The sequence below is a fragment of the Flavobacterium sp. genome (assembly GCF_025352425.1).
GTDB lineage: Bacteria > Bacteroidota > Bacteroidia > Flavobacteriales > Flavobacteriaceae > Flavobacterium.
Genome location: NZ_JANXTI010000084.1, coordinates 1 through 13,546 on the forward strand (window position 1 = coordinate 1; position 13,546 = coordinate 13,546).

A 13,546-nucleotide genomic window follows, 5' to 3' on the forward strand; every position below is an offset into this window, starting at 1 on the left:
GCTTGGGCGATCAACTGGCAGCCAGAATCTACATCTTTGACCGTTACGGGAAATTACTGAAACAAATCAGTACACAGGGAGCAGGATGGGATGGGACTTATAACGGGCATCTAATGCCATCAGATGATTACTGGTTTACTGTGGATTATGCTGAAGGCGCCGTAACCAAACAATTCAAAGCGCACTTTGCGATGAAACGATAGTAATTGAATTATAAATTTTAAATTATAAATGAAAAGCCTTGGTTTAGCCGGGGCTTTTTTATGTCCTGCATGCATTAATTTTGTTAGGGTTCAAAAGGAAGCAGTAAGGTTACATTAGCCCCGATAGGAGTGGAAATCCTGACATTGCGTATGACAATTATGATATGATTAGCTACGCTCAATTCGCTACGCTCGGGTGTCTTCGTGCCACGCAATGACAGATTGTAGCGGATAGCGGGAGCAGTGTCGTAAAGAAAGACAATGGTGTCGCTCCTAAAAAAGAAAAATCCCGCCAAGGGCAGGATATTCTGTGGAGTCGCCGAGAATCGAACTCGGGTCCAAACAAGCAACTAAAAAGGGTTCTACACGCTTATTTTCTGATTGGATTTTCGATATTATGATAGGCCAGAAACAGCCACACAATACTTATCTTCTTTAGTTTTCGTAACAGCCCCGAAGCTTCACTGTTCTTAGGTTTATTTTTACGATTCACCTATACCGACCGCCACAAACCAAAGCTATCGAGGTAAATCCTGCTTTCCTACCTTGTAGGAGCGTGGCTAATCTTACTTTAATTTAGATTATGCAGCAAGAGCGTAGTTTCCTTCGCCGTTTATGTTTTTGCATCTTTGGATTTACGAGCAAAAAATGCAATGCTCGGCGTGCTTACAATTCAATTCGACTTGCTGTCAAAACCAGTCGACCCCAAATGTGTTTTGAGTTATCAAAAAATGTCCCGCAAAAGTAGTCTATTAGATTAAAATTTACCAAGTAACCAGTAAATAATTACAAAAATTATCACCATTGATAAGCAGCCACCACCAAGTTTTCTTGCTGTAAATCCGGCAATAAGCGTTTTAAATAATCCGTTCATGATGTTTAGTTTTAAGTTAATTAGATACAAATTTCTAAAACAAAAGTCTAACTCCTGTTATCAAATCAAGTAAAAGGATTACATAATTATAAGATTAATAATTTCCATTTAATAATTCGCCGCCAATAGCTGATTTGGCTTCGATGCCGAGCTTTTTCATCATTTCGTAAGTAGTACAAACTGCGGCCGAAGTTACCGGAATTCCGATTTCTGCCTGAATTAAATCGATAGCTTCTAACGATGGCATTTGTACACAGGCTGAAACTACTAAAACATCAACATCAGTTAAATCCAATCGCTTGTAAATGTCTAATAAGTTCATTGGATTTTGAGCCGCCACCTCGAGGTTATCAGGGATTTCGAGTGCGATACTTTCTTTTACTTTTATGCCTTGATGTTCTATATAATCAACAACCATATCGGTTAACGGACGCATATAAGGCGTAATAATCGAAATCTTTTTCGCTCCCAAAACTTTCAAACCATTAATCAATGCTCCCGCAGATGTCACAATAGGCGTAGGGAATCCGTTGGCAATAGTTTCCTGATGTAGATTGACTTCCGAAACACAATGGTAACCTCTTCCCATACTCATAATTGCCACCAAACACGCATAACCCATAACGTCAACATGCGCGTCTGATAGTTCTTGGGCACACTTCAAACTCATAGCATCCATGGCTTCGAGTTCTTCTTTGGTTACTTTTTTCATACGCATGCGACTGCTGTGAAACGTAAAGCGTTCCGGTAATATTGTTTCCCTCGAGCGAAAAATTGCAGGGATTTCGGTTTCCATCGTGACATTGGACGAAGGAACTATTTGACCTATTTTGTATTTCATTTTTTTAACTACTGAGATTATTTAGAAGCCATAATTATTAAATCGGTTGTTTTTTCGTTATTGTAAAAATATTCCTTTCGTTCTATATGGATTATTTTTAATTGATTTCCTTCAAGAGCTTTTGTTAAATAATCGGTCTGATGGAAGTTCTGATACATTGTGTCACCGGTACTTCCGGTTTTAAATCCCGATTCGGAATTTTCGTCTTCCATTGTGCTGATATAGAGAATTCCGTTTACACTTAATTTTTGACTAGCATCTTTAATAAACTGAATGGCTTCATCTTTGGATAAATACGGCAAGCCAAAACCACAAAGTATTCCGTCATATTTCATGGTAAGACTAGTTATTGCTCTGCAATCCATCATTTCAAATTTTGCTGTTGGATTATTGATTTTTGCCAATTCGATCATATTCGGAGCCAAATCAGTACCGATAATTTTGAAATCCGGTCGTTTTTCCAGCAAATACTTTGTAATATTTCCGGGACCACAAGCCAGTTCTAATATTTCCGGTTTTTCTTTTTTTATGGAATTGCAAAACACATCGAGTGAATCATGGTACAAGGAAACATCCATAAACTTGTCCTGATAACCGGTAGCCAGTTTATTGAAGATGTCGACTGCAGTTTTTGTTTGATTCATTTTTTTAATGCAAGTTCTTCAAGTTTAAAAACTGACTCTAGACTAAATTTCCTTAACGGTATTAACAATTGTTCCAATTCCTTCCACAGTAGCTTCAATCACATCGCCATTGTATAACCATTCTTGTGGGTCACGACCCGCGCCAACTCCGGATGGAGTGCCCGTTGCGATGATATCTCCGGGTTCTAAAGTAAAAACGGTGCTTAAATCCTCGATTAAAGCATTGATGTTAAACAACAGAAATTTGGTATTGGATTTTTGTTTTTCAACTCCATTTACTTTCAGTGATAAATTTAAGTTATGGGGATTTTTGATTTCGTCTTTGGTGACTAAAATTGGTCCCATTGGCGCAAATGTGTCTTGTCCTTTGGAAACAATCCATTGTCCTTCGCGGCGACAGTCACGAGCCGAAATATCGTTAATCACAGTATATCCAAAAACATAATCCATTGCCTCTTCTTTGGAAACATATTTTGCTTTCTTTCCAATTACGACAGCCAATTCTACTTCCCAGTCTAATTGTGAGGTAAGTTTGGTGTTTTTAATAATATCCGTATTCGTGGCCGTAACTGTTGTTGTCGGTTTTGAAAAGATGATTGGCTTTTGGGGTAGTTTTCCTGTGGTGTCTAATGTTCGCGCACTTTCAGCAACATGCTCCGTATAGTTTAAACCAATTCCGATAATATTTTTTCGTGGTTTCGGAATAGGAGCAAGGAAAGTTACTTCATCCATTTCATAAGCGATTTCTTCGAAGAAAACAGGTTCCGTTTCGGCAATCATATCGTTGAGTTCTTCCACCAATTCAAATCCCATATCAATCAATTCCAACATAGTGGTTGGCAATGGAAAATTAGATATTTCGCCAAAATCTTCCATATCAATAACCTGATTGTTGTGGATGAATCCCAATCGTTGTTCTTCGCTTTCTTGTGTTTTGTAGGTCAGTAGTTTCATTGTTTTGTTTTTGAGTAACGGAGAAGCTTAGTGCCTGAGTTACTGAGTTTATTATTGTTGTGTTTGATGACCGTTGTTTTCTTCTAATTCTCTTTCCTGATACAACCCCAGTTTTTCTATAATCGGCAAATCGTTGAATGAAAACAGGCAAGCATCTTCAGTTTCTGAGCCATTATGATGTTCGTGCCAAGCCCAGGATGGAACACAAAAGATATCCCGTTCTTTCCAGTCAAAACGTTGTCCGTTAATGATGGAATAGCCGCCTCCTTTGGCGCATTGATATACAAATGAACCTGTATGTTTATGCGCTTTTCCTTTAAAACCTGCAGGAAGTAATTGCATACTTGCCGACATAGTTTGCATCACATGTCCACCAGTCAATGGATTAGAATATTGCATCAAGATTCCATCAATTGGATTTACTTCGTTTACTTTTAACGCTTCAAGTAAAGCAGGATAAACCGATTTCCATGAATACTTAAATAATGGAGAATACGGTTTGCACCAAGTTTTATCGGCCGGAATCAATCCCGCACAGCCATAGGTTATTGGAGAAAAGTTAACTTCGTTTACCAAAGATTGCTTACCATCATAAACCGCATAATCATTCGCTTCCAAAGCATTCACTAACGGAATATCTAGACCATCCTGCCAAATACAGGTTTTTCCATTGGCATCTACTCCGTGTTCGTGCCAGGTTGAGTTGGGCGTAATCACGAAATCATTAACCTCAAATGTAATTTTATTGCCATCAACAACAGTGTATCCCCCTTCACCTTCCATGATGAAACGCAAGGCAGAAGCTTTGTGTCGGTGTGCCGAAGTGCTTTCCCCCGGACGTGTAACCTGAATTCCGGTATATAACCAACCGACAGCAGCGGAAACATCTTTGCGCTTATCGTTTACTAAATAAACTACTCTTCGTCCTGCCTGTTCCGGAGTAACCAATTCGGATGACTTTAAAACCAAATCACGTAAGTTTTCATATTTCCATAGCATAGGAACAGAAGAACTTCTTGGTTCCCAGGGTTCTATGTCATTGGCGACAGTCCATAATGCGCCAGCACCGAGTGTTTCCAGTTCTTTATAGTAAGCCTGTAATTCAGGAGAATCCTGGACACGTGCTCTTCCTATTTGGTCGTCAGAATAGTTGTTTGTTTCCATATTTTCAAGTATTATACCTGACAGGTTTTTGAAACCTGTCAGGTATAGAATTATTCTTTATTAAACTCTTCGTGGTTATCAATAAAAGTAATATTTCTTGTCGGAGCTGTATTCACCCTCAAATCAAAAATATCAAAGCGGTTATAATGTCCAAGTATATCATGCATTTGTTTTGGCTGAATGCATTTTTCCAAATCGATATCAGCGTAAACAATTCCTTCATCGTCTATTAATGGTTGGCCAACGACAGCTCCGTTTGGACCTATAATTCCGGAGAAAGCAGAGTTTTTTCGCGTAAGCAGTTCTTCTACATTCGGAACATCATTTTTTAGGGCATTCATGATTTCTTTTGAAATTGTAGAACACGAAACTATCGTAAACAATTTTCCTTCGAAGGAGTGGGCGGCAGCACGGATTTTTATCGCCTCCGCCATATCATAATCGGGTGGTGCAACTGGTAACGAAATATAATTGGCAATATGAATCAATTCGCCTTGCGATAACAAAGTGAAACGCGCTAATGTGTTGGTATTTTCACCACAGGCAAGTGTTCCTATCGGACCAATCTCTGTGTTGTAAACTTTAAGCGACGAACCGTCACCGCTTGTCCAGGTTAGTTTTTCTGCCCAGGTTGGGACTAGTTTTCTGTGTTTTCCAATTAGCTTTCCGTGATTGTCAATGATTAAATTGGTGTTGTAAATTTCTCCATAACTGTCACCGCGTTCATTGATTCCGATAACGATGTGGCATTTGTATTTTTTTGATGCTTCATATAAAGGTTTCATTGCATCATCATCAACTTTTACAGCTGATTTATACAGTTCTTCATACCATTTGCTCCCCTGAACCGGTGTCATAATCCAGTTCCAATATGGATAACCTGCGACGAAAACTTCCGGGAAAGCAATTAGGTTGGCGCCGTTTGCAGTCGCTTCTTTTACAAAAGAAATCGCTTTCTCAATCGTTTTTTCTACATTTAGAAAAACCGGGGATGTTTGGACTGCGGCGGCTTTAAATTTTTTAAACTCCATAAATAATTACGAATTACGAATTACGAATTTTGAAATTTTCGTTTTTATTTCCTCAGTGAAAGGTTCAGCTTTAATATTGTTTCTATCTTCAGCAATGGCAACGTTTACCAAAGTTACTTCTCCTTCTAAACATGTTTTTCCATGTTCGTCTTCAAAACGGAAACCGCAATTCACCGAAGCACCACCGAGATTAATAACCCAAAGTTTTTTGGTTAAGGTTTCTCCCAAACGTGCTGCTTTTTTGAATTGGACTTTTAAATCTACTGTTGGTATTCCATTCGATTCATGGATTTTTGAAAACGGTCGTTCTAAAGCTTCCTCAAACCAGTCTTCGACTAAGTCGTTTAGCATTTCGAGGAAACGGGGATAGAAAACAATTCCCGCGTAATCAACATGCTTGAAGCGGATTTTTTCTTGTTTTGTGAAATAGTTGTTCATTTATAATTATATTTTTAGCCCCGATAGAAGTGGAAATCCTGACATTGCGAAAGACAATTATGATAAGATTAGCTACTCTCAGTTCGCTACACTCGGGTGTCTTCGTTCCTCGCAATGACAGATTGCAACGTATAGCGGGGAATAGCTCCTAAAATTTCTCTACGCTAGCTTTCCTCCAAAAGTACAAAAAATCCAAAGGAACTGTGCCTTCATTTAGTAAACATCCATTGTCTAATTCCGGATAAATTTCATAGAAGGTTTTAACTTGTGTTTTATCAATTCGGGTGCTGACAACTGATCGGTCTACATCGTCAGGATGTGCTAAGCCAGCCGAAGCCATTAAGTCCATCGCACTTTTTACGGTTTCTTCCTGAAAACGGGCTACACGGATACTTTTTTCTTCGGGAACCAACCCTTTCATTAGTTGTGGATTTTGTGTTGCTACTCCGGTCGGACAGGTATTCGCGTGACATTCCAGTGCCTGGATGCAGCCCAATGCGAACATCATTCCGCGAGCAGAGTTGCATAAATCGGCACCAATGGAGAGATTTTTTATAATGTCGAAACCGGTAATAATTTTGCCGCTGCAAATAATTTTGATTTGATCTTTAAGTCCAAAGCCGTTTAATGCATCATATACAAATGCCAACGCTTCCCGCAATGGCATCCCAACATGATCGGAATATTCCTGTGGAGCCGCACCGGTTCCGCCTTCGCCGCCATCAACCGTGATGAAATCAAGATAAGTTTGGGTTTCAACCATTGCTTTACAGATTGATAGGAACTCCGATTTGTTTCCAATGCAGAGTTTTATTCCGATGGGTTTTCCACCAGAACCTTTTCGCAATAATTTTACGAATTCCATTAATTCCAATGGTGTTTTAAAAGCAGAGTGTGTTGGCGGAGAAACAATATCGTGGCCTTTTGAAACTAATCGGATGGCAGCAATTTCATCGGTTACTTTTTCTTTGGGTAAAATTCCGCCGTGGCCTGGTTTTGCGCCTTGTGAAAACTTGAGTTCTATCATTTTGACATTTTCCAGTGTCGCTCTTATGATGTATTTCTCATATGAAAATTTACCATCATCGTCGCGACAACTAAAATAAGCAGTTCCAATATTCCAAACCACATCGCCACCCTGTAAATGATAAGGCGATAATCCTCCTTCACCGGTATTGTGATAAAACTTGCCTATTTCTGCACCTTTATTTAAGGCCAAAATGGCATTTTTACTTAAAGATCCAAAGCTCATTGCACTAATATTGAACAAGCTTGCCTGATATGGCTTTTCGCATTGCGAAGAACCAATCCTCACGCGTGGATTGTCATTTATGTTTGAAAATGAAATTGCCCTTATACTGTGATTTATCCATTCATAACCTTCATTATAAACATCTAATTGTGTTCCGAAAGGCATTGTATCAATTGCTTTTTTACTACGTTCATACACCAAATTCCGTTGCAAGCGATTGAACGGTTTTCCATCCAAATCATTTTCGATAAAATACTGACGCATTTCAGGACCAATGGATTCCAATAAATAACGCATTCTTCCCAATAGCGGAAAATTTCTCCGAATGGTGTGAATAGATTGAAACATGTCGTAAAATCCCATTATGATAAGGGGAATAAATATCAATAATAAAAAGGTGAATTTCAGGTTCACATACATCAATAAACCAATAATGGCTATAGAAGTTATTGCAAAAAGGACGAATGCTTTTCTCATGATTTCAATTTGAATCGTTGTATTTTTCCGGTTTCAGTTTTGGGCAAAGTTTCGGCAAAATAAATTACTCGAGGATATTTATAAGGAGCAGCTACTTCTTTGAACCATTGTTGTATATGGTTTTTCATATCATCGGTAGCTTTATATTTTTCTTTCAGGACAATATGGGCACAAACCAGCATGCCACGGTCTTCATCGGGAAGTCCAACTACTGCGCATTCCAATATATCTTCGTGAGTTAAAAGTACGCTTTCTACCTCAATTGCGGCTATGTTATATCCGGAAGAAATAATCATGTCATCACCACGAGCGACAAACCAAAAATAGCCATCTTCATCCTTACGGAAAATATCCCCCGTAGCATTCCAGCCCTTTTCAACATATTCCTTTTGCTTGTCAATTCTATTTAAATATTTGCAACCTGTGATGCCCCGAACTACTAGTCTTCCCGGTTGGTTTATTGGCGTCTCATTTCCATTGGCATCAACAATTTTGGTTTCATAACCCGTAACTGCAACTCCGGTTGCGCCGGGTTTAATGTTTTCCGTATTGGAAGAAATAAAGATATGGAGCATTTCGGTAGCGCCAATTCCGTCAATGATTTTTAATCCCGTAGCTTCGTACCAATCCTGCCAAACCTTCAACGGCAAGGTTTCCCCAGCCGAAACACATTTGCGTAAGCTGGAAATATCAAATTCATTTACTTTAGAAGTTATAATACGCCAGGCTGTCGGAGCCGTAAAACAAATTGTGATTTTATGTTCCTGAATGGCCTGTAACAGCATTTCAGGCGTTGGTTTTTCGATTAAGAATGTAGAAGCACCAAAATACATTGGAAACAAAACCAATCCGCCCAAACCAAAAGTAAAACCTAAAGGCGGGCTTCCGGTGAAAATGTCGTTTTGTGTTGGCTGTAACGAATAGGGTGGAAACGCTTCGCAAATGTTTAGGATATCTTTATGATAATGCGATGTCATCTTTGGTAAACCCGTTGTTCCGGAAGTGAATCCGATTAAAGCAATGCTGTCCGATTTTGAGTGATAATTGGTAAACGTTGTCGATTTTGATTGCATTAACGTTTCCAATTCGTTATAAAAACACGTCCGTTTCAGAAAATCAGATTTCACCAGGTTCATTTCGTCCTGCAATGTTGTATCGCATAAAGCGTGTGAAATCTCCGCACAATCAATTATCGTGGTTAATTCTTTTGAACGAAGCAATGGCATCGTAGCGACAACAATTCCGCCCGCTTTTACAATTGCAAACCAACACGCCACCATCATCGGGTTATTGGCCGAACGAATCAATACTCGATTTCCCGAAACCAAACCTAAATCATCAATCAAAACATGTGCAATCTGATTCGCTTTTTCGTATAATTCGTTATAGGTCCAAGTGGTTTCAAATGTTCTGATACAGGGATTATTGCCGCGACCTTCTTTGATGTGATTGTCTAAAAGTCTATCAACACAATTCAGCATTTCAGGACGATAAAACTGTGGCAAATCCAAAAAAACGTAGTCAGGCTGCAAGTTCGGGCTTGGTAAATATTCGTGCGCGAAATTGTCTGTGTAGTGCTTCATAATTCGCAATTCATAATTTCAAATTCGTAATTATTTTTTATTGCTCTTTGGTTTCGATGCTTTTTTCATGCCTTCAGTTTGTTTTCTTTCGGCAGCTTTTAACGGGTATAAATGTGATGTTCCCATTTTGTATTGATTCGGAATATCATTGGTTTCAAATTGTTCGTAAGCTTGTGCATTTCTAACAAAATTAGCATCAAGTAACAATGGTCTTCCGAGCGCTACCAAATCAGCTCTTCCGTTGAGGATAATGGTATTGATTTGGTCAATGTCTTGGATGTAACCCGTTGTGATGGTTGGAATATGAACTGTATTTCGAACCAAATCAGAAAAAGGCGTTTGCCACATTCTTCCCGTTTGTGGTTTTTGATGGGCAACTGTATTTCCGGTGGAAACATTGACGATATCTGCTCCTGCATTTTTGAAAGCTGTGGCAATTGCCAAAACATCTTTTTCTGAGATTCCATTTTCTGCCCAATCGGTTGCTGAAATCCTAACGGACATTGGTTTCTTTTTTGGAAATGCTTCTCGAATTTCATTAAATACTCTCAACGGAAATTTCAAACGATTTTCAATGCTTCCGCCAAATTCATCTGATCTGATATTCGTCAAAGGCGATAGGAAGGAAGCTAATAAGAATCCGTGATGCGCTTGTAATTCGACCATGTCAAACCCCGCTTCATCAGCATTTTTTGTGGCTTGTACAAATTGGGTTGTAATTAAATCCATATCTTTTAAAGACATTTCTATTGGTTCCGAAGCTTCGAAAGAAAAATTTTCGTTAAATGCTATCGGTGATGCTGAAATCAATTGCCATGGATTTTGTATTGGTTCGGTTTCCCAGGGTTTTTTTGATGCACCTTTTCGTCCCGAATGTCCGAGCTGGATTCCTATTTTTGTCTGGGTGTTTTTATGAATAAATTCTGTAATTGTTTTCCATTTAACTACTTGTTCTACAGTATAAATTCCGGCACAACCTAAAGTGATGCGACCTGTTTCTGCAATAGCGGTCATCTCTGCAATAATTAATCCGACACCGCCAGTTGCCCGACTTCCATAATGCACCAAATGCCAGTCATTGACAAATCCGTTTTCGGCAGCATATTGTCCCATTGGCGACATTACGATTCGGTTTGATAACTCTAAATCCTTTAATTTGAAAGTGGTAAAGGCCGGAGGAATATTGTGACTATTGAATTCGTTTAAAACTTTATCCGTAAACGATTTATCGCGCAGACGCAGGTTTTCATAAGTTACTTTCTTAGCACGAGTCATGCAGCCAAAAGCAAACTGATAAAACGGATGTTGGTTATTTCTATCCATATTTTCAAACCAATCTAACGAAACCAAAGCGGCGTGCTGAATCATTTCGACCGTATTTCTTCGGGTTTTGTCATATTGCTCAAAAGCTGCCTTCACATTCGTCGGATTAGCAATTACAGCATCGGATAAACCAATAGCAGAATCCATTGCCAGTTTTGTTCCGGAACCAATAGAGTAGTGGGCTGTAGCTTTGGCATCGCCTAAAAGAACGATGTTATTATGAAACCATTTTTCGTTGGTTACATGCGGGAATTGGCGCCAGTGGGATTTGTTTGATATTAAGCCGTGACCCTCTAATTCTTGTTTAAAGATTTCCGAAATTTTAGCAATGGTATCCTCTTCATTGGTAACTTCAAAACCATGTTTTTCCCAGGTTTCGTCACTGCATTCGAATATCCAGGTGCTCATTCCGGGTTGGTATTGGTAGGTATGTGCTACAATTAATCCGTGAGGCGTTGTGCGGAAGAAATAGGTAAAGGCATCCAATGGTTTGGTTGAACCAAGCCATACAAACCTATTTTTCTTTAATGAAATTTTGGTTCCAAAATCATTTGCAAACTGTGTTCTGATGGCGCTTCCGATGCCGTCACATGCTACAATGATATCGGAATCTTTTAATTGGGAAACGTTTTCTATATTTTGTTCAAAATGAAGATTTACGCCTTCTTCGGTGCATCGTTGCTGTAATAATTGCAATAGCTTTTTTCGCGAGCAGCCACAAAAACCATTCCCTGCAATGCTTACCGTTTGTCCATCGCGCGCAATAATGATGTCATCCCAATAGGCAAAATTGCTTCTGATTAATTCATAGGATTTTAAATCTCTGGAAAGAAACTCACCTAGTGTTTCATCTGAAAAGACAACTCCAAATCCGAAACTGTCATCCGCCTTATTACGTTCGTAGACATCAATCTTGCAATCCGGCATTGCTTTTTTGGTAAGGATAGAAAAGTACAATCCGCCAGGACCACCACCAATTACTGATATTTGCATAATTATTTTTTCATAAAATCGAAGGAACCTTTTCTCAGGTTGATTCCGTATTCAAGATAAGCCTTTAAACAAGCCAGGAAATTTGACCAGCCAAAAGAGTTTCCGGAAAGCCATTTGAGTCCGGCTTCATTGTTCTCCATACTTTTTTCAGAGATTTTTACCAAAGTAAAATTGTCACCAACAGTTGAAAGTTTCATTTCCACTAAAAGTGGCAGCCCACTGTTTTCCCAATAATAGGAAATTAATTTATCTTGCTCTATTTTTTCAACTTTTACAGGAACTTCCATTTCAAATTCGGGAAATTTCCATAGTAAACTTTTGCCTTCTTCCATTCTGCCATTGCTTTGCGAGATGAAGTAATTGCACATTTTTTCCGGATTTACAATCGCTTCAAAAACCTCATTTATCGGTTTTGAAATCTGCATGGCAACATTTATTTCTACTACTTGAGGTTTCATAATTAGTTTCTTTTGACAGAGAAGAGCGCTCCAATTTTTGCATAATTTGAACCTGCTAATCGGGAAACAGGTTTATAGTTTTCCAGGTTGATTTTGTAATTATCCAGCAGCACATTATCGTCAAAATGCATCATGATAATGCGCCCGATTATTACACAGGCTCCACCATGTTTATGGCCTTCCAAAAAGTAATGATGCACCAATTCACATTCAAAAGTGATTGGGCTTTCCTTGACGCGCATCGGTTTTATTTTTACTGAAGCAATAGGTGTTACACCAGCTAATTCAAATTCATCAATATCAGAATGAACAGTTTGTGCTGTTGTATTCATTTGTTCTGTCAATTCCTCGGTCACCATATTAACCACAAACTGTTTGGTAGCCAAAACATTATTGAGCGTGTCTTTGTTCGTATTATTACCTCTGCCTGTGGAAAAAATAACATGAGGCGGATCATCGCCAACGGCATTGAAATAGGAAAATGGAGCTAAATTGTTGACTCCCGTTTGGCTAACGCTTGAAATCCAACCTATAGGTCGTGGAATTATAGAGCCTGTCAGAAGTTTATAAACGGCAGTATGTTCTAATTCGTTTGGGTCAAATTGCATGGGTTGGTTTTACGTGTACACAAAATAACGAAAAATACAGGAAATATTATACTGTTTTTTTTGTCTCAGTGTAAACAAATTCATTCTCGGATATCTCAAATTTATTCCAATCTATCGATAACACATGCTTAACAGCTTTTTTCAGACCGCCAATAGTTGTAGGCTTAGGGATATAAAGATTGGCACCAAGCTTTTTTGTCAATTTGATATCGTCAGGATTAATTGATGTAGTTAGTATAAATACCGGAATATGGCTAATAGCCATTGTCGCTTTGATTTCGCGAAGCACATCAAAACCTGATTTCACCGGCATGTTTAAGTCAAGGAAAATTACGGAGGCAAAGGGTGGCGGATTTTGAAGTTGCTGTAACAGCTTATCACCTTCCTCAAACAAGGAAACGGGTTCGTTTATTTCGGTTGCAACTTCATTAAAAAAATCCAAATCATCAACATCATCATCCACATAAAAGATAGAGGTAGGTGTTTTTTCTTTCATTCAAGTCCAGGATTGTTAAAAAAGATTATGTGAATTTAAATAAAAAAATCATTGTTGTCCGATAAAAGTAACCCGTTGGGTGTAATTAAATTGTTTGATTTTTAATATTGTTTATTGGTCTGTCAAATATGAATTTATTGATATACTGAACCAATGTTAATGCTGTTATTTTTGCTAAAATTCTTGTTTTAAAACCTTCAAAAGTTT

The 13,546-nt window shown here is 38.5% G+C and carries 13 protein-coding genes, 1 other RNA gene and 1 pseudogene; 1 reads left to right on the forward strand and 14 read right to left on the reverse strand.

The genetic code is table 11. The features are described from left to right. On the forward strand, nucleotides 1-203 hold a 203-nt coding region (locus Q0Q99_RS10800), incomplete at its 5' end, for a T9SS type B sorting domain-containing protein (RefSeq protein WP_293895608.1). Between the two features lie 308 nt (nucleotides 204-511). Here Q0Q99_RS10800 and ssrA read toward each other — a convergent pair. The 14 genes and pseudogenes from ssrA to Q0Q99_RS10870 all read right to left on the reverse strand — a co-directional run. Continuing rightward, nucleotides 512-910: a transfer-messenger RNA gene (ssrA, locus tag Q0Q99_RS10805) on the reverse strand. Between the two features lie 261 nt (nucleotides 911-1,171). Beyond that, nucleotides 1,172-1,918, reverse strand: coding sequence for an Asp/Glu racemase (locus tag Q0Q99_RS10810; protein WP_293895610.1), 747 nt, complete (start codon nucleotides 1,916-1,918; stop codon nucleotides 1,172-1,174). A gap of 17 nt (nucleotides 1,919-1,935) precedes the next feature. Next, on the reverse strand, nucleotides 1,936-2,562 hold the full coding sequence (locus tag Q0Q99_RS10815) for a trans-aconitate 2-methyltransferase (protein WP_293895612.1): 627 nt from the start codon (nucleotides 2,560-2,562) through the stop codon (nucleotides 1,936-1,938). Between the two features lie 42 nt (nucleotides 2,563-2,604). Then, complete coding sequence (locus Q0Q99_RS10820) at nucleotides 2,605-3,516, reverse strand: fumarylacetoacetate hydrolase family protein (RefSeq protein WP_293895615.1); 912 nt, start codon at nucleotides 3,514-3,516, stop codon at nucleotides 2,605-2,607. 51 nt (nucleotides 3,517-3,567) lie between these two features. Further along, entirely contained in the window at nucleotides 3,568-4,680 is a 1,113-nt protein-coding gene (locus Q0Q99_RS10825) for a cupin domain-containing protein (protein ID WP_293895618.1), read from the reverse strand. Nucleotides 4,681-4,730: 50 nt separating this feature from the next. Next, nucleotides 4,731-5,711, reverse strand: a complete 981-nt coding sequence (locus Q0Q99_RS10830; RefSeq protein WP_293895621.1) for a carbon-nitrogen hydrolase family protein — start codon at nucleotides 5,709-5,711, stop codon at nucleotides 4,731-4,733. Nucleotides 5,712-5,717: 6 nt separating this feature from the next. Continuing rightward, the gene (locus Q0Q99_RS10835; RefSeq protein ID WP_293895624.1) at nucleotides 5,718-6,149 is read right to left on the reverse strand and encodes a thioesterase family protein; all 432 of its coding nucleotides are present in this window, start codon (nucleotides 6,147-6,149) and stop codon (nucleotides 5,718-5,720) included. 148 nt (nucleotides 6,150-6,297) lie between these two features. Continuing rightward, entirely contained in the window at nucleotides 6,298-7,878 is a 1,581-nt protein-coding gene (locus tag Q0Q99_RS10840) for an FMN-binding glutamate synthase family protein (RefSeq protein WP_293895627.1), read from the reverse strand. Next, nucleotides 7,875-9,461, reverse strand: coding sequence for an AMP-binding protein (locus Q0Q99_RS10845; RefSeq protein ID WP_293895630.1), 1,587 nt, complete (start codon nucleotides 9,459-9,461; stop codon nucleotides 7,875-7,877). Before Q0Q99_RS10845 ends, Q0Q99_RS10840 begins: the two co-directional genes overlap by 4 nt. 30 nt (nucleotides 9,462-9,491) lie before the next feature. Continuing rightward, nucleotides 9,492-11,777 carry an FAD-dependent monooxygenase gene (locus Q0Q99_RS10850; protein WP_293895633.1) on the reverse strand — a complete coding sequence of 762 codons (2,286 nt, stop codon included), beginning with the start codon at nucleotides 11,775-11,777 and terminating at the stop codon, nucleotides 9,492-9,494. Nucleotides 11,778-11,779: 2 nt separating this feature from the next. Beyond that, nucleotides 11,780-12,235, reverse strand: coding sequence for an SRPBCC domain-containing protein (locus Q0Q99_RS10855; protein WP_293895636.1), 456 nt, complete (start codon nucleotides 12,233-12,235; stop codon nucleotides 11,780-11,782). 2 nt (nucleotides 12,236-12,237) lie between these two features. Then, nucleotides 12,238-12,843, reverse strand: a complete 606-nt coding sequence (locus tag Q0Q99_RS10860) for a flavin reductase family protein (RefSeq protein ID WP_293895639.1) — start codon at nucleotides 12,841-12,843, stop codon at nucleotides 12,238-12,240. A gap of 46 nt (nucleotides 12,844-12,889) precedes the next feature. Beyond that, nucleotides 12,890-13,339 carry a response regulator gene (locus tag Q0Q99_RS10865; protein WP_293895642.1) on the reverse strand — a complete coding sequence of 150 codons (450 nt, stop codon included), beginning with the start codon at nucleotides 13,337-13,339 and terminating at the stop codon, nucleotides 12,890-12,892. An 85-nt stretch (nucleotides 13,340-13,424) separates the two neighbouring features. Beyond that, nucleotides 13,425-13,546, reverse strand: a pseudogene (locus Q0Q99_RS10870) (IS982 family transposase); the annotation flags it as partial.

Coding starts and splice junctions, on each gene's coding strand:
- Q0Q99_RS10850 (WP_293895633.1), bottom strand. CDS start 11,777: ATGCAAATATCAGTAATTGGTGGTGGTCCTGGCGGATTGTACTTTTCT.
- Q0Q99_RS10810 (WP_293895610.1), bottom strand. CDS start 1,918: ATGAAATACAAAATAGGTCAAATAGTTCCTTCGTCCAATGTCACGATG.
- Q0Q99_RS10825 (WP_293895618.1), bottom strand. CDS start 4,680: ATGGAAACAAACAACTATTCTGACGACCAAATAGGAAGAGCACGTGTC.
- Q0Q99_RS10835 (WP_293895624.1), bottom strand. CDS start 6,149: ATGAACAACTATTTCACAAAACAAGAAAAAATCCGCTTCAAGCATGTT.
- Q0Q99_RS10845 (WP_293895630.1), bottom strand. CDS start 9,461: ATGAAGCACTACACAGACAATTTCGCGCACGAATATTTACCAAGCCCG.
- Q0Q99_RS10860 (WP_293895639.1), bottom strand. CDS start 12,843: ATGCAATTTGACCCAAACGAATTAGAACATACTGCCGTTTATAAACTT.
- Q0Q99_RS10855 (WP_293895636.1), bottom strand. CDS start 12,235: ATGAAACCTCAAGTAGTAGAAATAAATGTTGCCATGCAGATTTCAAAA.
- Q0Q99_RS10865 (WP_293895642.1), bottom strand. CDS start 13,339: ATGAAAGAAAAAACACCTACCTCTATCTTTTATGTGGATGATGATGTT.
- Q0Q99_RS10815 (WP_293895612.1), bottom strand. CDS start 2,562: ATGAATCAAACAAAAACTGCAGTCGACATCTTCAATAAACTGGCTACC.
- Q0Q99_RS10830 (WP_293895621.1), bottom strand. CDS start 5,711: ATGGAGTTTAAAAAATTTAAAGCCGCCGCAGTCCAAACATCCCCGGTT.
- Q0Q99_RS10820 (WP_293895615.1), bottom strand. CDS start 3,516: ATGAAACTACTGACCTACAAAACACAAGAAAGCGAAGAACAACGATTG.
- Q0Q99_RS10840 (WP_293895627.1), bottom strand. CDS start 7,878: ATGAGAAAAGCATTCGTCCTTTTTGCAATAACTTCTATAGCCATTATT.